A 23,754-nucleotide genomic window follows, 5' to 3' on the forward strand; every position below is an offset into this window, starting at 1 on the left:
TCCCCCCTTCTTGTCACATATACATAGAAGAAAAGGCATTGCTTTCCAACACCTTTTCTCCTATCACTATATCATAAGCCTGTTTTATAATATACTACTATTATTTTGTTAACTCTTTCGTTAACGATACATCATTCTTCTCTTTCATTTCACGCTCAAGCTTTGCAATCTTCATATCAAATGTGTCACGTTCATGCTCCTCATTTATACGAGATTCTAAGTCGCAAATATGATCTTCAATTTCTTCAAAGCGTAAGAACGGATTATTTTCATCCATTTTATGCATCGCTGTATTCATACGACGATTTGCATGTGCCATATTTTCACGTGCCATTAATTCCATACGTTTTGCATGCATTTCTTTTAATTTATTTTTCATCTCAGCAAGACGACGCTCTAACTCATCAATTTGATCTACAACACCTGCATACATTTCTTCTAATCGAGTTACTTGCCCTTCATAATACGCTACTTCTTCTAACGCACGCTCATGTAGTTGTAATTCGCCTGCTTCTTGAGCGACGATCGCTTGCTTTGATCTTTTATTAACGAAATAACGTGCTTGCTCAAGCTCACGAGCGAAATTAGATTTTAATGTTTTGTGGCGCTCAATTAACTTCTCAATTTTTATTATTTCACGCTCACTATCGCGTAAATATTGGTTTAACATCGCGATTGGATTCTTTCTTTCTTTCTCATCTAACACATTATGAAAATCTGCTAAAATTGCATCGCGTACACGTCCGAATAAAGATTGTTTCATTATAATCTTCCTCTCTTCTACTTTATCAATTTGATTTGGTTTTTATTAATTTTTTATTAGTTTTTTATTAGTTTTTCATTAACTTGTTCCACTCATCTTCAAAGTTGCTATATGGTTTAGAACTTTCTGGTGCAGAATCAACAACTACATTTTTTTCTTTTTTCCACTCACGGTATCCGTAGTATAAAACTACTAATGCTGCGATACCGATTAATGCTGGGGAGTGCGAAAGTGCGATGGACAAGCCGATCAAACCTACAATACCCCAAGCTAACTTTCCAAAAAATGATTGTGCTCGCACAAATGATTTATAGCTCCAGTACACAACTCCTGCTCCGATTGCGAATCCTACAATACCAGCAAGACTACCAAGAGCAATTAAAGCCAAAATAGCGGCCGCGATAAACGCTAGAAATTGTTTCATCTTGTGCTTGCCTCCCTTCGATTTGATACTCTTATCTTAACTATTTTTTCACTTTTCCATAACGAGCTTAAGAACCGTTTTCGACTCAGACTTAAGACTGAGTTGCATTCAGCCTTTTGTAAAAATATGCGGTAGGATAGGATGATTCACTCTTTTATTGCACATAAAAAGCCGTACAGAGAACATTCTCTGTACGGCTTTCGTTACGATTCATAAACTTCATTTTAAATTATGCTGTTTTGTGATACTCTTTCTTTCCCGCTACTTTAGAAAACCTCGGGAAACCAATTAATATAGAAATGATTCCACATACTCCAACTAAGATTGGATAAAACGCATATGGTAACAATTCAATCGGAGATAACGCCGCAAATCCTGCTGCCGTTAACATTTGCGCACCATACGGAATTAATCCTTGCACACAGCATGAGAAAAGATCTAATACACTCGCTGATTTACGAGGGTCAATTTCATATTGATCTGCAATGTTTTTCGCAAGCGGACCTGTAAAGATAATAGAAATCGTATTATTCGCTGTACACATATTCGTCAGACTCACTAAGCCAGCAATACCGAACTCTGCTCCTTTTTTCGAACGAATGTTACGCGTTAAAAGATTCATTAAATATTGAATGCCACCGTTATATTGAATCAGTTCGACCATACCACCAATTAAAATAGCAAGTAATACTAACTCCATCATACCGCCCATTCCAGACGTTACACTTTTAAAGAAACTCTCTAACGTGTAACTTCCATCTAAAAGACCGATAACGCCAGATAGTACAGTTCCACCAGTTAACACAATAAGTACATTCCAACCAAGCAATGCTGTAATAAGTACTCCTGCATACGGTAAAATCTTTATCCAGTCAAAGCTATGCGCTTTAATCTGCGTATCGCTTCCTAAAGTAATGATTACTAATAGTACAATTGCAATAATAGCCGCTGGTAATACAATTAAAAAGTTCGTTTTAAACTTATCTTTCATTTCTGTTCCTTGCGAACGTACAGCTGCGATTGTTGTATCTGAAATAAATGATAAATTATCACCAAACATCGCTCCGCCAACAACGGTAGCCATCGTAAGTGCAATTGAGATATCAGTTTGCCCACTAATACCTACAGCAATCGGTGCTAATGCAGCAATCGTTCCCATTGAAGTTCCCATCGCTAATGAAATAAATGCCCCTATAACAAAAATTCCAGCTACGATAAACCCTTGCGGTAAAATTGATAACGCTAGGTTAACTGTAGAATCAACGCCGCCCATCCCTTTTGCCGTTTCAGAAAATGCTCCTGCAAGCACAAAAATTAGAACCATAATCATAATATCTGGGTTCCCTGCACCTTTAGCAAATCGTTCTACTTTTACATTAAAGCTTTCTTTACGATTCATTGCTAAAGCGACCCCTACAGCAATTGAAATTGCTACAAGTATCGGCAATTTATAGAAATCACCTGTAATAATTCCAGAACCAATAAATAGCGCCAAAAATATCCCAAGCGGTAATAAAGCCAAACCATTTCCTCTCGTTTCTTTCAAAGTACCATCTCTCCCTAGTTTCAACCTTTTTCTAATGAATAACAAAAGACCTCTTCCAATGAGAAGAGGTCTTATACATCTATAAGAAACACTCTTCTCATCTTTCAAGCACATGCTTGCTGGATTTGGCACAGCACTCTGAAATCGAGTCCGCTGCCGAGGCATCGTAGGGCCAGTCCCTCCGCCTCTCTTTATAAGAAGGTTTCATATTTATTTTTTAATAATAATTTCTTCCCTAACTTTACTCGCTTACAAAACAAAAGTCAATTATTTTTTGTATAGATTTTTTTGGTAATTATGCAAAAATTTGAATACAACAATCATTTTAACTTTTTGATTTCTTCTTCCAATATTGAAATCCAATAATATTCATTATTTTTTATTGCATCTATTATCCATTTCGTAGTGTACCAAGCTAACTCATACTCTTCTTTTGTAACATCGCTACTTTTATAAGCATCCTCTAGCTCATCTTCATCCAATATATACATTTTACCGTTCGGTAATAACACTACATCTAAATATAAATCATCAAAATACGGTAAACCACGGTCGTCAATTTTATATTCTTTCGCCACATCGATATAATATTGCACTAATTTTTTCTGATCATCTAACATAGCTGTAATCGCAAAGTTTTTCCCGTCTATGAAATATTGAATCCACGTATATTGATTCCCTGCGATACAAAGTTCTTTACCATCATATTCTTTACAACTAGGTTCTCTTACCTTTTTTATTTCTAATATTCCTAGCATTCCTTCTTCTACTTGCTTAACCGTATAATTCTTCTCTATTAGTCGCTTCCACGAAGAACCGTCACCATATTTACGTTTCATTACGTCCGCTCCCCTTCTATATAGAAAAGCCCCCACATATTATGTGAGAGCTTGTTCAAATTATAATTAAGCTGCTTGCTTATTAGAAATTTCTTTCAAGTAGGCTTGTCCTTTTTCAGCGTCATACTGACCTTCCCACTTAGACATAACTACAGCTGCTAAAGAGTTACCTACAACGTTAACTGCTGTACGAGCCATATCTAAAATACGGTCAATACCAGCGATGAATGCTAAACCTTCAGGTGGAATACCTACTGTACCAAGTGTCGCTAATAATACAACGAATGATACGCCCGGTACGCCTGCGATACCTTTTGATGTTACCATCAATACAAGTAATAATGTAATTTGTTGTGTAATAGATAAATCAATACCGTACATTTGCGCTAAGAAAATAGCCGCAATTGCTTGATATAAAGTTGATCCATCTAAGTTAAATGAATAACCTGTCGGAATAACGAAAGATGTAATTGCTTTCGGACAACCGAACTTCTCCATTTTCTCCATGATTTTCGGTAAAACTGTTTCTGAACTAGCTGTAGAATATGCTAAAATCAGCTCGTCTTTTAAAATCTTAAAGAATTGGAAAATGTTAATTCCAAATATTTTCGCTGTAAGTCCTAATACGACTACAACGAAGAAAATCATTGCTCCGTATACTACAATTAATAATTTCCCTAATGGAATTAATGAAGCGAGACCAAATGTAGAAACTGTAACTCCAATTAGCGCAAACACACCAAATGGTGCAAATTTCATAACCTGGTTCGTTACGTAAAACATTGCATCAGCTACACCTTGGAAAAATTGAAGAACCGGTCTTCCTCTTTCACCAATTGCTGCTACACCTAAACCAAATAGTACAGAGAAGAAGATAATAGCAAGCATATCTCCGTCAGCTAATGACTTCATAATGTTCGTTGGAACAATATTTACAAATGTATCTGCAAAGGAATGACTTTGCACTTGCTCTGTCGTATGTGTATATTTCGAAATATCTGTCTTTGTTAACTGCTCCATATTTACGCCTTTTCCAGGTTGGAAAATATTCGCAATCAATAGACCGACAATAATTGCAATTGTTGTAATAATTTCAAAATAAAGAATTGTTTTTCCGCCTAGTCGACCTAATTTTTTAACATCGCCAACACCAGCAACCCCAACAACAATACTTGCTACAACAATCGGTACAACGATCATTTTAATTAATCGGATGAAAATATCACCAATTGGTTGTAAGTAACTCACCACTGCCGGATTGCCAAAGAAAATCGCCCCAACTGCAATACCAAGCGCAAGTCCTATTAATATTTGCCATGCAAGTCCTATTCTTTTCATATTTGTTGTAACCCCCTCTTCGATGTGTCACTCTATCTCTCATTCTATCTCTATAAAACTCGAAATTAAGAGTATTACATATTATTCGACAATTCACTACATTTTGTCCCTGTTAAAAATCATAAATCAAAATTTAAAATCTGACAACAAAATAACTTTGCCCGAATGCAAATAATTTTCTTGACAAAAACAAAACCCATGTCAGAAAACCTCACATGAGAACGATTCCTTATCAGTGTTTCATTGGATTCCTGTCTACTATTTTACTATATAAAACAAATATATTTTTCCTTTATTTTACAACAAAATCCAAAAAATACATCCTTGTTGAACGAATAAAAAAGCGCATCCAACATGACAATTATCATTAAAAAATGATAATTTCCGACAAAACTTAGCAATTTTATAAAATTTTCTTTACATTATGGTTACAACGATAGACACTCTTCTTCTTATGATATATAACATTCATAGGGAAAGGAGCCAGACAACTATGAAAAAGAAATTTGCGGCGTTTAGTGTTTTAGCAGTAGGAACGATTTTTGTTTCTCCACTACTTTCACCCGTATACGCTGAAACGAATCAAGATAAATTATCTAATATTCAATCTGAATTAGAAGGAAAACAAAATGACTTACAAAATAAATCAGCTGAGAAAGAACAAATAGAAAAAGAAATTCAAGAATTACAAAAGAAAATTGACGACTTAACTACTTCTATTAATAAAAACGAAGCTGAATTAAACGATACAAAAAAAGAAATTAACAAAACACAACAAGTAATTACTGAAAAAAAGAAACATATAGAGCAATTACAAACAAACATAGATACGCGTCAGGAAGTTATTAAGCAACGTTTACAATCTATGCAAGAAAAACCTCGTACAAATATCATTACAGAGGTAATAACAACTTCTACAAACATTGCTGATCTTGTTGATAATATGTACTCTGTAAGTTTAATTTTAAACAACGATACTGATATTGTGAAAAAACAAACAACTGATCAAAATGCTGTGACGAAAGAAAAAGAGGCTGTTGAGAAAAAAGAGCAACAACTAAAAGACGCTGAACAGAAATTAGTTCAAAAACAACAAGAGTTGCAAACGAATCAACAACAACAGCAAACATTTATTAGCGATCTACATACGAAAGTAGCAAAAGTAGATTCAGAGATTGAAGGGTTAGAAGAATCCAAAGGTATTCTAGAAAATCAGCGTCAAGCTGTTCAAAAAGCAATTGAAGAAGAAAAGCGTGCCGAAGAGGCTCGTAAAGCTGAGGAAGCTCGCAAGGCAGAAGAAGCTCGTAAACAAGCTACTACATCTGCTCAAACAGCTCAAGCAGCTCCAACACCACACGATACAAATATTGGCGGATTTATTAAGCCAGCAGCTGGATCAAAAACTTCTGGCTTTGGTGTGCGCTCTATAGATAACCATAAAGGAATCGATATCGCAGCTTCAGGAACCGTTCCAATTATTGCCGCCGCTGACGGCGTTGTTATCCGCTCGGAATTATCATCTAGTTACGGAAACGTTGTGTATTTATCTCACCGTATAAACGGAAAAACATATACGACAGTATATGCTCATATGAGTAGCCGTTCTGTATCAAATGGACAAACCGTAAAACAAGGCACTCAACTTGGATTTATGGGGAACACTGGCCAATCATACGGACAACATTTACACTTCGAACTTCACCTTGGAGAATGGAATGTCGGCAAGACAAATGCAGTTGATCCATCTCCTTATATCGGATTATAGAAAAAAACTCGGTGCACACCGAGTTTTTTCTATACCCTTCACACAATATAGGCATTCCACATAGACTACAACTAAACGCCTATATTTTACGGGGTGAATCATATGAATACACAATTACAACAAAAAATAGAAGAGGCTAGAGAAACTTACATCGGCCGGCTATTTACATTTGGCGGCTCAGCATTATTTTTAATCGGGTCATTTATCGCAGTCGTCACAGCCTATAAAGCATATAATCGTTTATTAAATACACCTACAACATAATAAAAAGACGGAGAAATCTCCGTCTTTTTATTATGCAAACATTTTAAATACGCCTATCGCATTTAAAAATACAATAATTACAGTTACTGGAATAACATAACGAAGCAAGAAGAACCAAATATTAAATAATGTTTTACCTTTCGTTTCCGTAACTTCTAATTCTTTCATTAACATCTCTTTACTCATTTTATTTGGTACGAATAGCGAAATGGCTAGTACTCCGAGTGGCAGCAATACATTACTTACCGAAAAATCGACGAAATCAAAGAATGTCTTACCAAATATTTTCACATCACTCATAATTCCAAACGATAATGCTGACGGGATTCCAACTGCAAAAATAAGAATACCAATTAATAATGATGCTGACGGACGCTTTTTCTCATTATCTTTCGCAACAGATGCTACTACAATTTCAAGCATGGAAATAGCAGATGTTAACGTTGCAAAGAAGAATAAAACTAAAAACATAATGAAGAAAAATTGTCCAAATGGTATTTTCGCAAATACTGCCGGAAGGACGATAAACAGTAGTCCTGGTCCTTCAGTCGGCTTAACGCCTAATGCGAAAATCGCCGGGAAAATTGCTAATCCTGCAAGTACTGTAACAAAAACCGTTAAACTTACAATAGATGTTGCTGATTTAGCTAAATGTTCTTCTTTCTTCAAGTACGAACTATACGTGACCATTACTGAGGCACCTACTGTTAGTGAGAAGAACGATTGTCCCATCGCGTATAAAATCGTATCTGCTGTCAGCTTTGAAAAATCTGGTTTCAAGAAGAACTCTACCCCAGCAAAAGCACCATCAAGTGTTAAAGCACGAACTATGATTGCAATAAACAAAATAAATAATAGCGGCATCATATACTTACTTGCCTTTTCTATTCCCTTCTCTACACCTTTACTTACTACAAAAATAGTACAAAGCATAAAGATAAATTGCGCTCCAATCGCACTTACTGGATTTGAAATCGTTTCACCAAATAATTTTCCATAATCAACAACACCATTCCAGAAGCTTCCTGTAACACTATAGTATAAATACAGTAAAATCCATCCACCTACAACACTATAGAAAGAGAGTACACTAAAACAAGTTACAACTCCCATACGACCAATCCAAGGATATACTTTACTATTTGGTACTAGTACTTTATAAGCTGTAACCGCCTCTTTTTGAGTGCTACGTCCAATAACAAACTCCGCTAATAGTAAAGGCATACCTATAAATAAAGTTAATAGTAAAAATACAAGGAAGAATGCGCCTCCCCCACCATTACCTGCAACATATGGAAATTTCCATATGGCACCAAGACCTACTGCGGCTCCGGCTGCTGCGAGTACAAAGCCTATTTTCGACGTCCATTGCTGTGTTTCTTTCATCATAAATTCTCCTTTTCTGAATATTTAAACTTTTATTAATTATACACTTTCATTTCATACTCGCACACCTCCTTTAGAAAATAAAAAAGTCCCCTACACGCAAATATGCATGTAGAGGACGATATATGTAATGTAAATACCGTGGTACCACCTCAATTGGATTGATAAATCCCACTTGTTCAAGTACAGGAAAACTCCGATACTCTATCCTTTTAACGGCGGAACCCGGGTTGCCTACTACAATGTTCAACATACCTCTCGCAAGCCCATTCTGTATATTTTATCGTACCGGGCTCCCACCTTACCCCAGCTCTCTGAACGTATCAAATATACATACTCTTCTTGCTCATCGATTTCATTTATTGAAGTTACTTGTGATTATAAATTATATTTTTATAGTTGTAAAGTACAATTTATTCATTATCCTATATGAACTCTTCTCTCTAATTCTTGTAAAAACAATTTTCTTTTTTGTTCATTTTGAACATATATCGAATTTAATACTTCTTGCAACAATGTATTTCTCTCTCTTTTCTCTATTTGTAATTCTTTCACTTTTATTCTAACTTCGTATAAAAAATCAAGATACGATTCATACGCCTCATCATATTTATTTGCGATATCATCACGGATTTTTTTTGCCAATTTCGGACTTGCTCCTCCAGTAGAAACAGCCACATTCAGTAATCCACGATGAATCGCCGCCGGAAAATGAACATTGCCACTTTCCGGGTTCGTAATAACATTTACTAATTGATTTTCTGTGCTATCTTCAGCAATTTTTTCATTTAATACGGCATCACTACTCGCTGCAACAACTAAAAAAGCACCTTGAATATCACTTTTTTCATACTCCCTTTGATACCAACGAATTTGCTTTTCTTCCACTAGTTTCACTAAATTCGCATCCAATTCAGGACTTATCACAATTATATCCGCACCTTGTTTTAGTAAAGGAATAATTTTAAATCCCGCGACTTTTCCTCCACCAATGACAACAACACGTTTCTTCTCAACTCGCACTGTAAGTGGATACATATTGATCTCCCTTCAATAATTTCTTCGTTTTCTGAATTAACATATATTGAAACGCTTCATTTTTTCCTAAATACGGACTTATTTTTATCTCATCCGACTCATATTGGCGCACTTCTTTTTCAATATGTTTCATAAGTAAACCTGTAAATAATAAGTAAGGCAATACAACGATATTCTTTTCTTTTCGTTCAACAACTTCCTTTAACTTCTCCTCAAATTTTGGCTCGGCAGCCGCTAAATAACAAACCTCTACTTTTTTAATTTTCTCTTCATGTTGAAATAAAGAAGCGATCCAGTTTATATCTCTTAATACGTCAGGATCACTACTCCCTCTTGCAACGAGAAGTAGCGTTACTTCATCCTTATCTTCCTGTTCAATGCCACTTCCGCTATACACCGATTTAACAAGTGTTTCTGATACACCAAACGGGTTACCGTAGGTCACTTTAACATTCAAAAATTGATTATTTAACTTTTCCAATTCAAACGGTATATCTTTTTTCACATGACCTGCCGCTAATAAAAAAACTGGAATAACAATAATCTCTGTAGCACCACGCTTCACACATGTACGGAACCCTTCATCAATCGTTGGACTCGCTAACTCTAAAAAACAAACTTCTTGAATACTTGCCTCTACACGGTTCATGCATGACGTAATAAATGCAACCGCTTCTTCTTTAGCTGCTTTCAAACGACTTCCATGACATATATATAAGATGGCTTTCATTTTATAACACTCCGCTTACTTGATACGTACTTTCTGTCTGTTTCTCAAACCAATGGATTTTTTCTCTAAAACGGACCACTTCTCCAATTACAATCATGCTCGGATTTTGAATTTGTTCTTTTTTCGCAACATCTACAATTGTTCCTAACGTCCCAACAACTGTGCGCTGCATTGATGTCGTTCCCCGCTCAATAATAGCCGCAGATGTACTTTTGTCTTTTCCATGCTTCATCAGTTGTTCACATATGTAGGGTAAATTGCTAACCCCCATATATACAGCTAAAGTCTCTACACCTTTCGCTAAATGTTCCCACTTCACTTCTTCTTCAACACCTTCTTTCCTATGCCCTGTCACAATAGCAAAACTTGCACTTGCATCACGATGTGTCACTGGAATGCCAGCATAAGCAGGAGCAGCTATTCCAGCTGAAATACCAGGAACGATTTCAAATGGTACACCTTGCTTTGCTAACGCTTCAGCTTCTTCGCCTCCTCTACCAAATACAAATGGATCGCCGCCCTTAAGCCTCGTTACAACTTTTCCCTTTTTCGCATATTTAATAAGAAACGTGTTAATCGTCTCTTGCTTCATCGTGTGATAATTTGGTAGTTTTCCGCAATAAATTAAATCTGCTTCAGGCTTTGCGTATGAAAGTAACTCTTTATTCACGAGACGGTCGTATAAAATAACGTCTGCCTTCTCAATACATTTCAACCCTTTCACAGTAATTAAATCTGGATCACCAGGACCTGCACCAACGATATAAACCTTCCCCATCATCTCTCCTCATTTCTACTATTAAAGTGAAACTTCCATCCTTATATACGAATGGAAGTTTTCATTATTTCCTATTACCTGTTCCCTACTCATGAATAACAAATGCCGCACCTTTTCGAATCTTCTTTTTTTCAAATAGAGAAATCTCCTTTACTTCTGGCAGCGGTAAAAAATGCTTTTCAAGCTCCATCTCCGCGAGCTTAAACGCCTGTTCTTCACTTTGAGCAACAACAACAATCGGAACAATACTATTTACTAACATAGCTTCAAATCGATATAAATCCATATTGTCCCTCCTAAGACGCTATTACTTCTTCTAACACGGTATTTAACACTCTTTGTAGTGTCTCTATACCAACACGACCGACAAAATCATAAAACGTTTCGGCTGGTAATTTATTCTCTTTGAAATAACTTATAAATGATGCAAGTACTTCAGGTAGGTCCTCACCATCTATTTTTCCTTTTAGCTTTTGATTGTAAGCCCCTCCATCTAACAACGTTCCACCTACATATATTTCAAATGCTTCAACAATTCCTTTTTCCTTCGTTTTCATTTTCACCCCTTGTAATCCAATGTCAGCAATTTGACGTTGACCACATGAATTCGGGCATCCTACCATATGAATACGAACTGGAACATCGAGTGCAATTTGTGTATCTAAGTATTCGGCAATTTTTCGCAATCTTTCTTTCGTTTCTACTAAAGCAAGATTGCAATATTCAATACCAGTGCAGGAAACCGCATGACCAATAAATGATTTCGGGCTTGCTGATATTGCTTCAAACAACGGCTCATTCAGTAAACCCGTTACATTTTCTGGCGGAACATTCGGAATAATGAAATTTTGAGAGTTGCATGTACGAATCTGTCCATTTCCATACCGCTTAGCAATTTTTGCAATCTCAAACATTTCTTTTGCATGTAAACGTCCTACCGGCACATTAAAACCTACATATTTAAGTCCATCTTGTTTTTGATCTTGAACACCATAAAAGTATCCAGCATTCCAACCTTTGAGAGCACTTTCTCCTTTACTTTGCAATGGTCCTGTATACTCTATTAGTTTCTCTTTAAATTTCTCTGCTCCCCAGTCTGCAACTAGAAATTTCAAACGGGCTAAATGACGTTTTTCACGGTATCCAAAATCACGGAATATCGTCGCAATCGCAATCGCTACCGTCTTCACTTCTTCTGGTAAAACGAATACATCTAATTCATCAGCTAAATATGGACGAGCTGATAATCCACCACCTACTTTTATATGAAAACCAACTTTTTTCTCACCATCTATTTCTTTCGTAGCAGGTGTAAATGCAACACAGTTAATCTCTGCGTTTGCTGAATTATAAATGTTAGAACTAATAGACATTTTAAATTTACGTGGTAAGTTAGAAAACTCCTCATTATGTTGGAAATAGTCATATACCTCTTTCACAATACCAGTTGTATCAAACAGTTCATTTGCATCAATGCCAGCAAGTGGATTCCCTGTAATATTACGCGTTATATCACCACACGCCCCTGCTGAAGATAACCCAACTCTTGCCAATCTTTTAAAAATATCTGGAATTTGATGAATTTCTAACCAGTGAAACTGAATCGCCTGTCTTGTCGTAATATCTATTACGTCACGTCCATAATCCTCAGCGATAGAAGCAAGCACTTCTGCCTGTGCATTCGTAATAATCCCTGAAGGAATATTTACACGCATCATAAAATAACCAGCTTCTTTCGGTCTTTGTAAATATAACCCTGCCCATTTGAATGCGTCCCACTCTTCTTTCGGAATAGATTCGAAGCCATTCTCTGCATAGTAAGGAATATCATTAAAGATTTCCAATCCATCTTTTTTTAATTTATTTTTCTCAGTCTGATTTAATTTTTCATTGCTAGCCCATACTTTTTCATAACTCATTTTTTATCCCCCTATATAAAACTACGCTCTTGTAAGTACTTCACGATTTGTTCTGCACATTCTTCAATAGAATACTTGTGCGTTTCTACAATTAATTCCGCTTTCTCTGGTTCCTCATACGGTGAATCAACACCAGTAAATTCTTTAATATCACCTTGTCTTGCTTTTTTATAAAGCCCTTTCGGATCACGCTTTTCACACTCTTCAATTGGACATTTTACAAACACTTCTATAAACTCATCTGCTGCTAATAAATCTCTTACTTGTTTTCGGTCTACTCGAAACGGTGAAATAAACGCTGTAAGAACAACAGTGCCTTGATCTACGAATAGCTTCGCCACTTCGCCAATCCTTCTTATATTTTCCATACGATCACTTTCAGAAAAACCTAAGTCTTTATTTAAACCGTGGCGTACATTATCCCCATCTAGTACATAGTTTCCAATATTCTTTTCAAATAGTTTACGAGCAACCGCGTTCGCCACCGTAGATTTACCTGAAGCTGATAGACCAGTAAACCAAACTACAAAACTATGATGCCCATTTCTTACTCTTCTCTCATCTTTTGAAACAGACGCTGTATGCCAAGTAATATTCGTGTCCATGTCATTCTCTCCCTATTCTGTTACTACTTCTTTTTTCAAACCTTTAATTAGCACTTCCACTACTTCTTTACGACTAAATGTACTTGGCGGAACCTCACCGTTTCGTAATAGTTCTCTTACTTTCGTACCCGATAAAATAACATGATCTTCTTTGCCGTGCGGGCATGTTTTCGTCGAAGCCATCGCTTCACATTTCGTGCAGTAAAAACTATGTTCAAAAAATAACGGTGTAATTCCTAACTCTTCCACTGTAAAGTTTGTAAAAATTTCTTGTGCTTCATACGTACCGTAATAATCTCCTACCCCTGCATGATCGCGTCCTACAATAAAGTGAGTACATCCAAAATTCTTTCTAACTAATGCATGGAATATTGCTTCCCTCGGTCCTGCGTAACGCATTGCTGCAGGAAATACCCCTAAAAAGACACGCTCTTTCGGATAATAGTTTTGAAGTAATACTTCATAGCTTTCCATCCTTACATCAGCAGGAATATCGTCCGACTTCGTTTCCCCAACTAAAGGGTTTAAAAAGAGACCATCTACAATTTCAAGAGCAGATTTTTGAATATACTCATGAGCACGATGTACCGGGTTTCTCGTTTGAAATCCGACTACTGTTTTCCAACCACGTTTTTTAAATTCTTCTCTCGTTTCAATTGGATCTAAATGATAAGAAGGAAACGGATTATTTTCAAAGCGTTTTGTAAGAATAATAGCTCCACCGACATAAACGTTCGGTCGCTCATATAACTTCTTCACTCCTGGATGAGCCTCATCCGTCGTTTTATATACAAGTAACGCTTCTTTTTCTTTATCTGGTACAAAAATATCTTCTATTTGAATGACACCATATATATTTCCATCACTGACAAGCTTTACTTCCTCTCCAATTTTTAGACTCTCTGCTACTTCTTCTGTTACCGGTAATGTAATGGGGATACTCCAAACGCTCCCATTAGCTAAACGAATCGTTTCTACGACCGAATCGTAATCTTTCTTTCCTAAAAAACCTGTAAGTGGGCTATATCCCCCTGTCGCTAATAGCTCTAAATCACTTAATGCAATGTTGTCTAGTTGAATTTCTTTTTTAATTTGTGATACGTCATATGTCTCGTCTATTCGATTTATTAATTCGTTTCTTGTACTCATTTTCAGTACCCTCTCTTAGCTTTATTTTCAAATTCATCTTATTGGTAATGAAGACCACATTCTGTTTTCACTTTCCCGGCCCATCTACCATCTCTCGAATTGCCACCCTCTCCTACAGGTAACGTACATTTCTCACACCCAATACTTGGATATCCAACATCATGCAGCGGGTTATACGGCAAGCTATGTTTGTATACATATCGCCACACTTCTTTCCACGTCCAATGAATGAGTGGACAAACTTTAATAGATTGAAAGCGATGATCTTGATTTATAAACTTTGTATGCTTACGTGTTTCTGATTGTTCCCTCCTTAAGCCCGAAATCCACGCTTTTTCCGCTGCTAATGATTTTTCTAACGGTAAAATTTTTCTAATTTTACAACAAAGGTTCGGATTACTTTCCCATAATTTCTCACCATGTAACTTCGCTTGTTCATCAAGCGTAAGTTCCGGCTGTTTTTCTATAATATTTAATGAAGGAAATCGTTCCCGCACTTTTTGAATTAATTCATACGTTTCTCGAAAATGAACATTTGTATCTAAAAATACAACTTTAGCAGATGGATTTACTTGGTTTATAAGATGCAGTAATACCATCCCTTCCACTCCGAAGCTACATGCGTATACAATTTCACTTTTATATTCTTTATAAGCCCAACTTAATACTGATAGCGCGCCTTTCGTTTCATCTTCTTCTGAAAATGAAACATTATTTTCTTCCCACGTTTCATACGTCAACATGTTCTTTCCCCCTGTAAAAGCAAAAAGACGGTTTTAACCTAATATAATAGGTTAAAACCGCCTCTAGTTTTTCTAGTCAGCGCTTTTTACTTTAAACGTACCTTTTCACTTTTCTCTAATTGAATGACTTTCCCATCTTGCACAACAATTGTAATTGAACCATATTTCATATCAGCAAGCATCGCTTGAATTTTCTCAGATACTTCCTCAAAATGTTCCCGTACACTCACGCGAACAGCCCCCCTTTTTATTCATAAAAAAAATCTTTCCCATTTCGAAAAGACTGTTCGGTAATATATTTTACCTTATCTTTCAAAATGGATTCCATTTTGCTGGATTTAGCACCTTGCTTTCTATAAGCAGGTTGCCGAGCTTCGTCGGGCCAGTTCCCTCCGCTTCTCTTGATAAGCTTTGTATTTGTATTTTATCACAATTCTGATTTTTTTCAATCCTAGTTTTCCGATATATTTTAATTATTTTATTTTATAAAAAAGGAATTGCCCATCCGAACAACTCCTTTTTCCTCATTTAAACAAGTTCTTTAATACGTATGCGATCGTTCCCAATAATATTTTCATATGTTTCGCGCTCTACAACAATTTGTGATGTGCCGCCTTTCGCGAAGACGACAGCTGGTCTACGAATCCGATTATAATTATTCGCCATCGAGTACCCATATGCCCCTGTACAAGAAATTGCTAGTAAATCGGCAGCAGCAACTTTCGGTAGAGTAATATCCCAAATTAACATATCTCCACTCTCACAGCACTTCCCAGCAATCGAAACAAGTTCCTCATTCTCATCATTCCCTCGATTCGCTAACATCGCTTCATAACGAGCGTTATATAAAGCAGGTCTTAAATTATCAGTCATCCCACCATCCACTGATACATATTTCCGAATACCAGGAATGTCTTTCACAGATCCGACTGTATAAATTGTCGTTCCAGCATCCCCTACAATACTACGGCCTGGTTCAACCCATATTTCTGGAAGCGGATAATTACATACCGTAAATTGTTCCCTCACCGCACTTGTTACAGCTCGCACATATGTCTCAAGAGTTAATGGTGTATCTGACTCTGTGTAGCGTATTCCGAATCCTCCGCCTACATTTAATACTTTTACTACATAGTTCGCGCGCTCTCTCACTTGTTCTAAAAATTGATGAAGAACTTCAATCGCTCGAACAAATCCAGCCGTTTCAAATATTTGTGATCCGATATGTGAATGAATTCCTAACACATTATAATTTGATTTTTGTAAAGCAAACTCAATTGCTTGCATCGCTTGACCATTTGACACGCCAAATCCAAATTTCGAATCATCTTGACCTGTTGTAATATATTCATGTGTGTGCGCCTCTACTCCAGGCGTTACACGGATTAATATGTTCACAAATTTCCCATGTTGCACTGCTAAATCATGCAAAATTTCTAATTCTAAGAAATTATCTACGACAAAACAACCAATATTCGCCTGCAGAGCCATCACGATTTCTTCTTCTGTTTTATTATTGCCGTGAAAATGAATGCGCGATGCTGGAAATCCTGCTTGAAGCGCAGTATATAATTCTCCTCCAGAAACAACATCTAATGACATATTCTCTTCACGAGCTACTCGGCACATCTCCATGCACAAGAACGCCTTGCTTGCATATGCTACTTGATAAGAGAAACCACTTTCTTTAAACGCACGATGAAACGCACGGCACTTTCCTCGAATTGACTCTTCATCGTATACATAAAGTGGTGTTCCGTATTGTTTTGCTAGCTGCGTCGTATCGCACCCTCCAATTTCTAAGTGTCCTTGCCCATTGATTCGGCTTGTGCCGTGTAAATACATTTGAATTCCTCCCTTATTTCCTCTAAAACTCATAACCCCAATCTTCTATTCATTGCAGCACGCTTTTAGATAGACAAAAAACGCGCGGAACAATGTTCACACGCGTTTCTTATTAGGAAAAATATATAGAAAAAATAAACGAGTTGTTATCTCCTCAAAATAAGAAACCGCATCAACATCTCCAAATAGCTCTCCATAAAATAAATATTATGACAGTACTACATTTATTCAATGCAGTCCCAATATATGAATAAGGTGGTTATTCATATATTTCGGCAATAGTCCCTTTCAACCTATGATCACAGATTCCATTAAATCTCCCATAGCTTACTCTTTCCTATCGCGGCCTCTACCTTTGAGAGTAGATGAGGTAAGTCTATTTAATTTTCAAACATCTAATTGTTGCTATTAACAATACCAAAGGACCATTTTATTTGTCAAACAATTTTTTATATTGTTTTTTTACAGTTTAATTTCGTATCATTTGGTAAGCGCTTTACTGAAATCTTTGACACTTCCCATTCGCCTTCTTCATTATTAAATGTAATCGTTACCTTCTCAAATGGTGGAGCAATTTTCCCAGCAACTCGTTCATACTTCGTTACTTCAATACTTGCTTGAAATAAATATGTACCGCTATACACTTTTTTTAAACTAATAATTTTAGGACATTGATAAGGCTTCAAGCTCCCATATTGTTTTTCAATTGCTTTATTTATTTTCGGAAATAAAACAGAATAAAGGGCATCTTCCATAAGAGGTGCATCATATTGGGCTACCGACACACTCGGTGAAGCAAAAAGTATAACACTACTGCATACTATAAAATATAATAATTTTCGCATTATAACCTCCGTATCATTACACGATTCTTCTGCGCACGATAATTATCATACATAGAAACTCCGTTTTATTGTCTCCCACTGCCCTTTTTCTACTCAATTATTATAAAAAAGTCCACAACTCTCTTTTATTTTCGTATAATGATACTCATAGTATAATAAACATAATAACAAAGGACTGTTCGTATATATAAAATGAGGCGCTAATCAAACCGGCTCACAAGAACTGTCATGCTTTTTAGGAGAGGAGTATATTATGCTACAACGTCTGTTTCCAAAACTGCGATTTGCACTCGTTGCAGTCGTTTTATTATGGATAAAAACATATATTGTGTACAAGCTAGCATTTGATATTAAAATTGATAACTTCTTTGAAGAATTTATGCTTTTTATTAATCCACTAGCTGCGTTACTTTTATTTTTCGGTTTTGCTTTACTTGCATCTAAGCACCGAAACCGCATTATAGTTGGAATCAGTTTTATACTGTCCTTTATTTTATTTGGAAATGCAATGTTTTATGGGTTTTATAACGATTTCGTTACGTTCCCAGTTTTATTTCAAACAAATAATATGGCTGATTTAGGGACAAGTATAAAAGAACTCTTTACGTACAAAACATTACTTTTATTTGCAGATGCAATTATTTTAATGTTTCTTTCACGTAAACTCCCAGCATTTTGCGACAAGACGCCACTTTCTCGCTCTGAGAAGCGAACTTTCTTTAGCGGTGTAACAGCTCTATTAGCACTACAAATTGCCGTTTCAGTTATTTATAAGCCGCAAATGTTCTCACGCTCATTTGATCGTCAAACTGTCGTGAAAAATTTAGGCTTATACACATATCATCTATTTGATATTACACTTCAATCTAAATCTTCGGCTGAACGTGTATTTGCAAGTGGTGACGGGTTCTCTGAAATTAAAAACTATACAGACTCAAAAGATAAGCAAGTTGATAAAAACTTATTTGGAGCTGCAAAAGGTAAAAATGTCATTTTGATTTCAATGGAATCTACACAAAGTTTTGTTATTAATAAAAAAATAAATGGAAAAGAAATTACTCCATTTTTAAATGAATTTATTAAAGATAGTTTTTATTTCGATAACTTCTATCATCAAACAGGACAAGGTAAAACTTCTGATGCTGAATTTATCGTTGAAAATTCACTTTATCCGCTAGACCGCGGTTCTGTATTCTTTACTCACGCAACAAATGAATATACAGCTACACCAGAACAATTAAAAAAATACGGATATTCTTCTGCTGTCTTCCATTCCAACGATAAAACGTTTTGGAATCGTGATGTAATGTATCCTGCACTTGGATATGATCGTTACTTTAATTTAAATGATTACGTAGGCATAGAACAAATGTCTGTCGGTTGGGGATTAAAAGATAAAGAGTTCTTTGAACAATCGATTCCAAAGCTAAAATCTTTACCACAACCGTTCTATACAAAATTTATTACTTTAACAAACCATTTTCCATTTCTTCTAAATCCAGAAGATCAATATGTTGATGAGTTTAATTCGGAAAGTGGTGTTGTAAACCGCTACTTCCCAACCGTTCGTTACACGGATGAAGCTCTGAAATTATTTATTAAACAATTAAAAGAGGAAGGACTGTATGATAATTCCGTTATTGTCATTTATGGAGATCATTACGGTATTTCTGAAAACCATAATGCAGCTATGGCTCAGTTCCTTGGGAAAGACGCTATTACACCGTTTGATTCTATGCAATTACAACGCGTCCCTCTCATTATTCATGTACCTGGTCAAGAAGGAAAAGTCATTTCTAAAGTATCTGGTCAAATTGATATTAAACCAACGCTACTTCATTTACTTGGTGTTAAAACAAATCAATCAGTTGAATTTGGAACTGACCTATTTATTAAAGAAGAAGATCCACTTATGGTAATGCGTGATGGTAGCTTCGTTTCGGAAAACTATGTTTATACAAAAAACATGTGCTATAAACGAAATACAGGTGAAGAAGCGGACATTTCATTATGTCAACCAAATATTGAAAAAGCAAAAATTGAATTGAAACTTTCCGACAAACTCATTTATGGAGACTTATTACGTTTCGACCCTAACAATCGTTATAAAACCGGAACAATGACAACGAAATTTGAATAGCACCAGAAGCAACTTTTATAAAAGTTGCTTCTTTTTTTACTTATTTTTCAAATCATTCCGCTATGAAATCTTTCACAAATTGGGAATTTTTTTCGTATGAGGAAGAAATTTATGGTATGATAAAATAAGTAAAATTTCATAAACTAATTAAGAATTTATTACAGAAAGCAAGGGATCAGATTTTGTATAGAGCAGCTATTCCAAACTTATTTACGCTCGGAAATTTATATAGTGGATTCTTATCAATCGGCTATGCATCTTTAGGATATTATAAATCAGCTGCTATTTTAGTACTTATCGGGATGATGTTAGATAGTCTTGATGGACGTGTTGCTCGTTTATTACGTGTTGATTCACAAATGGGAAAAGAGCTTGACTCGCTGGCGGATGTCGTAACATTTGGTGCAGCACCTGCTGTTCTCATGTATTACACATCTTTCTCCAATTACGGAATCATCGGACTATACATAGCGGGACTATTCCCTCTTTTCGGAGCATACCGTTTAGCACGATTTAATGTAACACCATCTTCTACTTCAATGAAATATTTCACTGGCGTACCGATTACAGCAGCGGGAGGGCTTGTTGCTTTCTTAACATTATTTTCACATACCATTCCAAAAATCGTTCTTATTACAGTATTTGTAACGTTCGCATTTTTAATGGTGAGCCGCATTCGTATCCCAAGTTTAAAAGATGTACCAATTCCACGATATAGCATCATTATTACACTATTTCTAGTTGGAATCATTATAACAATGTACCAAACAGGGTTCGGTAATTTTTCTGTTTTCTTATTCATTGCTATTCCACTATATATTTTGTATATGCTATCTCAATTTCTCAGACAAAGACCGTCTAAAAGAGCAAATAAAGAAAAATAAGAAACCTTCCGATTCCGGAAGGTTTCTTTTTATTTTGTAACTACTACTTTTTGATTTACAGGTGTTACAGGCTCTTCCCCTTTTAATACGGCTAAAATATTTCTTACTGCCATTTCAGCCATCGCATCACGCGTTTCGAACGTTGCATTTCCTACGTGAGGAGCAAGTACTACATTCTTTAATCCTTTTAGCTCTTCTGTAATTTTCGGTTCAAATTCAAACACGTCAAGAGCTGCTCCTTCAATTTCATTCGTTTTTAATGCATGAGCAAGTGCCGCTTCATTCATAATTGGTCCACGTGAAGCATTTACAATATACGCTGTTTTCTTCATCATTTTAAACTGTTCATCATCAATCATATGATGCAATTTCGGATTATAAGCACAATTAATTGTAATAAAGTCTGCTGTTTGTAATAATTCTTCCAATGTTACATATGTTGCTTCCAGTTCACTTTCAGCTTCAGGCTTTCGATTTGGTCCTGTATATAAAACATTCATTCCAAACGCTTTCGCACGCTTTGCAACTGCCTTTCCGATTTCTCCAAGACCAATAATTCCAATTGTTTTACCGTGTACTTCACGGCCTAAGAAAAATAATGGAGCCCATCCATTAAATCCAGTTGTACGACATAATGTATCGCCTTCAGGAATTCTACGTGCAGCTGCTAAAAGAAGTGCAAATGTTAATTCTGCTGTCGCTTCAGTTGATACTTTCGGTGTATTCGTTACCGCAATCCCTTTTTCTCCGGCATACGAGTAATCAATATTATCGTAACCAGCACCGTAGTTTGCAACAATCTTCAAATTAGGTGCCGCATCAATAACTTCTTTTGTCACCTTTGTAGAAAGTAGACTTAACAATGCATCTTTATCTTTTACACGATCTGTTAATTCATCTAAAGAAATTAATGCATCTTTATCATACATTTCTACATCATGATCCTTTAATAGTTCTAATCCGATTGCTGGAATTTTCCCTGCTACTAATATTTTTGCCACTACTAACACCTCTTCTATAAAAAATAAGATATCTCTTATCTTTCATTGTAAGAAATCCACCTATAAAAACCAAGGAATTTGATCATAGTTTTGAAAATCGACATTTTTTCCCCATAAGAAAAGAGGAGATCCATCTCTCCCCTTTTCTTACGCTTTCTCTTGCGATTCTTGTCCAAGCTTTGCATCGATCGTTCCCTCTGCAACTGTATCGCTAATTTGTTCCTCAATAACTGATTGAGATGTAGCATTCGTTTCAGAAGTATAAGCTTGTTGCTGTGCACCTTGTACATCTTGTACATTTTGTTTATTTTGTTGTTTCGCCATTTCTTACCCTCCTTCTTATTCTTTCTTATTTTGAACAAAAAGGGTGGTTTTCATCAAAAAATCGTGATCATTTTGAAATTGTTACTTCTTCTTCCAGTAATCTCATCGTTCTTACTCGTTTCGTAAATGTAGCTATGTGAGAAATATCATGATTACGTAACGTCTTTATATTCTCTGCCACATATTTTCCTAAATCATTCGGATAATGAGCATCTGAGGAGAGAGTAACTGGAACGCCATACTTAGCTAATACTTGTAAATATAGCGGACTTGGACACATTTCGCGTACAGGATAGCGATAGTACAATCCTGCATTTATTTCCGTTGCCGTATTTGTTTCTACTAACGCACGCGCAATTTCCTTATAATATGAAAGTTGTTCATTTTCATCTAACCGATAATTAAATACTTTTATGTTATCAAGATGAGCTATAATATCAAATAAATTAGAGCGAACTGTACACTCAACCGTTTTGAAAAACGTATCATATAAAGCATATAAGTCATGTTCTTTAAAATATTCTTTCGTATCTGGATTATCAAATCCCCAGCCATTTAAAAAATGAACAGAACCAATTACATAATCAAAATCTCCTAATGCGAGTAAAGATTGTAATTCTTGTTCACCACCAATAAAATAATCCGCTTCAATTCCAAGTTTTAGCATCACGCCTCGTTTACTCCATCGTTCTTTCGCCTCTTCAATTGTCTTTGTAAAATCATGCAGTGACGCTACCCTTACTTGACCTAACCATTCCTTCTGTAAACGACCAAGCCCTGAATCACTTATATCGACATATCTTTCATAGTATTCTTTCGCTTCATAAAAACGGTATAAATGATCGACAATACCAACTTCTTTTATACCTTTTCGCAAAGCTTCTTCTAAATATAAATCAATCCATTTCGTTGTAAATGGCCCTTCTTTCACACGTCTTTGCAGGTGTTCTTGTGTTTTCACAAGCCATTCCATAGAATGTTTTTCTTCTTTAAGCGGTTCATAATGTTGCAATGCTTCATTTATTTTAGCTAGCCATCCTATTGAATATGGCCCTTCTTCTAAATGAATGTGATAATCCACCTTCATCTACATTTCCCCCTTATAATGTATCTATTTCACTTCTGTCCCCTACTCGCGAAAGCTTCCCATTTCTTTCTGTCACTTCCTCCATAACATCTTCTAATGATATATTTTTTTCAGCTAATAAAACAAAGCAGTGATACAATACATCAACCATTTCTTTCACTAATTCTTTTTTGTCATTATTTTTAGATGCGATAATTACTTCCGTGCATTCTTCACCAATTTTCTTTAAAATTTTATCTTCTCCTTTTGAAAATAAATAATTTGTATACGATTCAGGAAGTGGATTTCCCTTTCGTTCTTCAATTGTTTCAAATAGTAATTTAAAGGCATTTTCCATATGT

Annotated in this window: 25 protein-coding genes, 3 riboswitches and 1 other annotated feature; of the genes, 4 read left to right on the plus strand and 21 right to left on the minus strand. The window is 35.8% G+C overall.

From position 1 onward, the window contains the following. Positions 1 to 100 precede the first annotated feature (100 nt). The 5 genes from ILS93_RS13375 to gltP form a co-directional block, all read right to left on the minus strand. Positions 101 to 763 carry a PspA/IM30 family protein gene (locus tag ILS93_RS13375; protein WP_098111205.1) on the minus strand — a complete coding sequence of 221 codons (663 nt, stop codon included), beginning with the start codon at positions 761 to 763 and terminating at the stop codon, positions 101 to 103. A 67-nt stretch (positions 764 to 830) separates the two neighbouring features. After that, positions 831 to 1,187 (minus strand): lmo0954 family membrane protein, encoded by a 357-nt coding sequence (locus ILS93_RS13380; RefSeq protein WP_064476652.1) that lies wholly within the window; start codon positions 1,185 to 1,187, stop codon positions 831 to 833. A gap of 229 nt (positions 1,188 to 1,416) precedes the next feature. Then, positions 1,417 to 2,733: a Na+/H+ antiporter NhaC family protein gene (locus tag ILS93_RS13385; protein WP_222660904.1), complete on the minus strand. Its 1,317-nt coding sequence runs from the start codon at positions 2,731 to 2,733 to the stop codon at positions 1,417 to 1,419. Positions 2,734 to 2,827: 94 nt separating this feature from the next. After that, a riboswitch (SAM riboswitch) is annotated at positions 2,828 to 2,933 on the minus strand. Positions 2,934 to 3,053: 120 nt separating this feature from the next. Beyond that, positions 3,054 to 3,572: a ribonuclease FAU-1 family protein gene (locus ILS93_RS13390; protein ID WP_088048387.1), complete on the minus strand. Its 519-nt coding sequence runs from the start codon at positions 3,570 to 3,572 to the stop codon at positions 3,054 to 3,056. A 66-nt stretch (positions 3,573 to 3,638) separates the two neighbouring features. Continuing rightward, positions 3,639 to 4,910 (minus strand): glutamate/aspartate:proton symporter GltP, encoded by a 1,272-nt coding sequence (gltP, locus tag ILS93_RS13395; RefSeq protein WP_064476654.1) that lies wholly within the window; start codon positions 4,908 to 4,910, stop codon positions 3,639 to 3,641. A 493-nt stretch (positions 4,911 to 5,403) separates the two neighbouring features. On the opposite strand from gltP, the gene ILS93_RS13400 reads away from it, so the two are divergent. Together ILS93_RS13400 and ILS93_RS13405 are read left to right on the plus strand one after the other, a co-directional pair. Next, positions 5,404 to 6,675 carry a murein hydrolase activator EnvC family protein gene (locus ILS93_RS13400; protein ID WP_064476655.1) on the plus strand — a complete coding sequence of 424 codons (1,272 nt, stop codon included), beginning with the start codon at positions 5,404 to 5,406 and terminating at the stop codon, positions 6,673 to 6,675. 102 nt (positions 6,676 to 6,777) lie between these two features. Beyond that, on the plus strand, positions 6,778 to 6,939 hold the full coding sequence (locus tag ILS93_RS13405) for a hypothetical protein (protein WP_001096003.1): 162 nt from the start codon (positions 6,778 to 6,780) through the stop codon (positions 6,937 to 6,939). 30 nt (positions 6,940 to 6,969) lie between these two features. On the opposite strand, the gene ILS93_RS13410 is transcribed toward ILS93_RS13405, so the two are convergent. The 12 genes from ILS93_RS13410 to ILS93_RS13465 all read right to left on the minus strand — a co-directional run bounded on the left by ILS93_RS13410 (position 6,970) and on the right by ILS93_RS13465 (position 17,977). After that, positions 6,970 to 8,325, minus strand: coding sequence for a sodium-dependent transporter (locus ILS93_RS13410; protein ID WP_064476656.1), 1,356 nt, complete (start codon positions 8,323 to 8,325; stop codon positions 6,970 to 6,972). A gap of 111 nt (positions 8,326 to 8,436) precedes the next feature. Beyond that, positions 8,437 to 8,684 (minus strand) — a binding site (T-box leader). Between the two features lie 61 nt (positions 8,685 to 8,745). Then, entirely contained in the window at positions 8,746 to 9,363 is a 618-nt protein-coding gene (locus ILS93_RS13415; protein ID WP_088048386.1) for an NAD(P)-binding protein, read from the minus strand. After that, positions 9,338 to 10,093, minus strand: coding sequence for a sirohydrochlorin chelatase (locus tag ILS93_RS13420; RefSeq protein WP_088048385.1), 756 nt, complete (start codon positions 10,091 to 10,093; stop codon positions 9,338 to 9,340). Before ILS93_RS13420 ends, ILS93_RS13415 begins: the two co-directional genes overlap by 26 nt. A gap of 1 nt (position 10,094) precedes the next feature. Further along, positions 10,095 to 10,871: a uroporphyrinogen-III C-methyltransferase gene (gene cobA, locus ILS93_RS13425; RefSeq protein WP_000521275.1), complete on the minus strand. Its 777-nt coding sequence runs from the start codon at positions 10,869 to 10,871 to the stop codon at positions 10,095 to 10,097. Positions 10,872 to 10,956: 85 nt separating this feature from the next. Next, a complete protein-coding gene (locus ILS93_RS13430) occupies positions 10,957 to 11,157 on the minus strand; it encodes a DUF3906 family protein (protein WP_064476658.1) in 201 nt (66 codons plus the stop codon). A gap of 10 nt (positions 11,158 to 11,167) precedes the next feature. Further along, positions 11,168 to 12,790: a nitrite/sulfite reductase gene (locus ILS93_RS13435; protein ID WP_088048384.1), complete on the minus strand. Its 1,623-nt coding sequence runs from the start codon at positions 12,788 to 12,790 to the stop codon at positions 11,168 to 11,170. An 11-nt stretch (positions 12,791 to 12,801) separates the two neighbouring features. Then, complete coding sequence (cysC, locus tag ILS93_RS13440) at positions 12,802 to 13,395, minus strand: adenylyl-sulfate kinase (RefSeq protein ID WP_048561381.1); 594 nt, start codon at positions 13,393 to 13,395, stop codon at positions 12,802 to 12,804. Between the two features lie 12 nt (positions 13,396 to 13,407). Beyond that, a complete protein-coding gene (gene sat, locus ILS93_RS13445; protein ID WP_064476660.1) occupies positions 13,408 to 14,544 on the minus strand; it encodes a sulfate adenylyltransferase in 1,137 nt (378 codons plus the stop codon). Positions 14,545 to 14,582: 38 nt separating this feature from the next. Beyond that, complete coding sequence (locus tag ILS93_RS13450; RefSeq protein WP_064476661.1) at positions 14,583 to 15,287, minus strand: phosphoadenylyl-sulfate reductase; 705 nt, start codon at positions 15,285 to 15,287, stop codon at positions 14,583 to 14,585. 86 nt (positions 15,288 to 15,373) lie between these two features. Continuing rightward, positions 15,374 to 15,517 (minus strand): YezD family protein, encoded by a 144-nt coding sequence (locus ILS93_RS13455; protein WP_000116163.1) that lies wholly within the window; start codon positions 15,515 to 15,517, stop codon positions 15,374 to 15,376. Between the two features lie 72 nt (positions 15,518 to 15,589). Then, positions 15,590 to 15,698, minus strand: a riboswitch (SAM riboswitch). Positions 15,699 to 15,815: 117 nt separating this feature from the next. Further along, positions 15,816 to 17,132: a diaminopimelate decarboxylase gene (gene lysA / locus ILS93_RS13460; protein ID WP_064476662.1), complete on the minus strand. Its 1,317-nt coding sequence runs from the start codon at positions 17,130 to 17,132 to the stop codon at positions 15,816 to 15,818. 178 nt (positions 17,133 to 17,310) lie between these two features. Further along, a riboswitch (Lysine riboswitch) is annotated at positions 17,311 to 17,492 on the minus strand. An 89-nt stretch (positions 17,493 to 17,581) separates the two neighbouring features. Further along, the gene (locus tag ILS93_RS13465) at positions 17,582 to 17,977 is read right to left on the minus strand and encodes a DUF3888 domain-containing protein (RefSeq protein ID WP_001228833.1); all 396 of its coding nucleotides are present in this window, start codon (positions 17,975 to 17,977) and stop codon (positions 17,582 to 17,584) included. A 253-nt stretch (positions 17,978 to 18,230) separates the two neighbouring features. On the opposite strand from ILS93_RS13465, the gene ILS93_RS13470 reads away from it, so the two are divergent. Together ILS93_RS13470 and pssA are read left to right on the plus strand one after the other, a co-directional pair. Then, the gene (locus ILS93_RS13470; protein ID WP_222660674.1) at positions 18,231 to 20,117 is read left to right on the plus strand and encodes an LTA synthase family protein; all 1,887 of its coding nucleotides are present in this window, start codon (positions 18,231 to 18,233) and stop codon (positions 20,115 to 20,117) included. Between the two features lie 182 nt (positions 20,118 to 20,299). Continuing rightward, positions 20,300 to 21,001 (plus strand): CDP-diacylglycerol--serine O-phosphatidyltransferase, encoded by a 702-nt coding sequence (gene pssA, locus ILS93_RS13475; RefSeq protein ID WP_000285422.1) that lies wholly within the window; start codon positions 20,300 to 20,302, stop codon positions 20,999 to 21,001. A 29-nt stretch (positions 21,002 to 21,030) separates the two neighbouring features. On the opposite strand, the gene ILS93_RS13480 is transcribed toward pssA, so the two are convergent. The 4 genes from ILS93_RS13480 to hisI form a co-directional block, all read right to left on the minus strand. Further along, on the minus strand, positions 21,031 to 22,002 hold the full coding sequence (locus tag ILS93_RS13480) for an NAD(P)-dependent oxidoreductase (protein WP_048544909.1): 972 nt from the start codon (positions 22,000 to 22,002) through the stop codon (positions 21,031 to 21,033). Between the two features lie 147 nt (positions 22,003 to 22,149). After that, the gene (locus ILS93_RS13485) at positions 22,150 to 22,326 is read right to left on the minus strand and encodes a DUF4025 domain-containing protein (protein ID WP_088048382.1); all 177 of its coding nucleotides are present in this window, start codon (positions 22,324 to 22,326) and stop codon (positions 22,150 to 22,152) included. A 67-nt stretch (positions 22,327 to 22,393) separates the two neighbouring features. Next, positions 22,394 to 23,413: a histidinol phosphate phosphatase domain-containing protein gene (locus ILS93_RS13490; RefSeq protein ID WP_064476665.1), complete on the minus strand. Its 1,020-nt coding sequence runs from the start codon at positions 23,411 to 23,413 to the stop codon at positions 22,394 to 22,396. A gap of 13 nt (positions 23,414 to 23,426) precedes the next feature. After that, positions 23,427 to 23,750 carry a phosphoribosyl-ATP pyrophosphatase gene (hisI, locus tag ILS93_RS13495; RefSeq protein WP_064476666.1) on the minus strand — a complete coding sequence of 108 codons (324 nt, stop codon included), beginning with the start codon at positions 23,748 to 23,750 and terminating at the stop codon, positions 23,427 to 23,429. Positions 23,751 to 23,754: the final 4 nt, after the last annotated feature.

This window comes from Bacillus sp. 16GRE42 (assembly GCF_019837435.1).
Classification (GTDB): Bacteria; Bacillota; Bacilli; order Bacillales; family Bacillaceae_G; genus Bacillus_A; species Bacillus_A wiedmannii.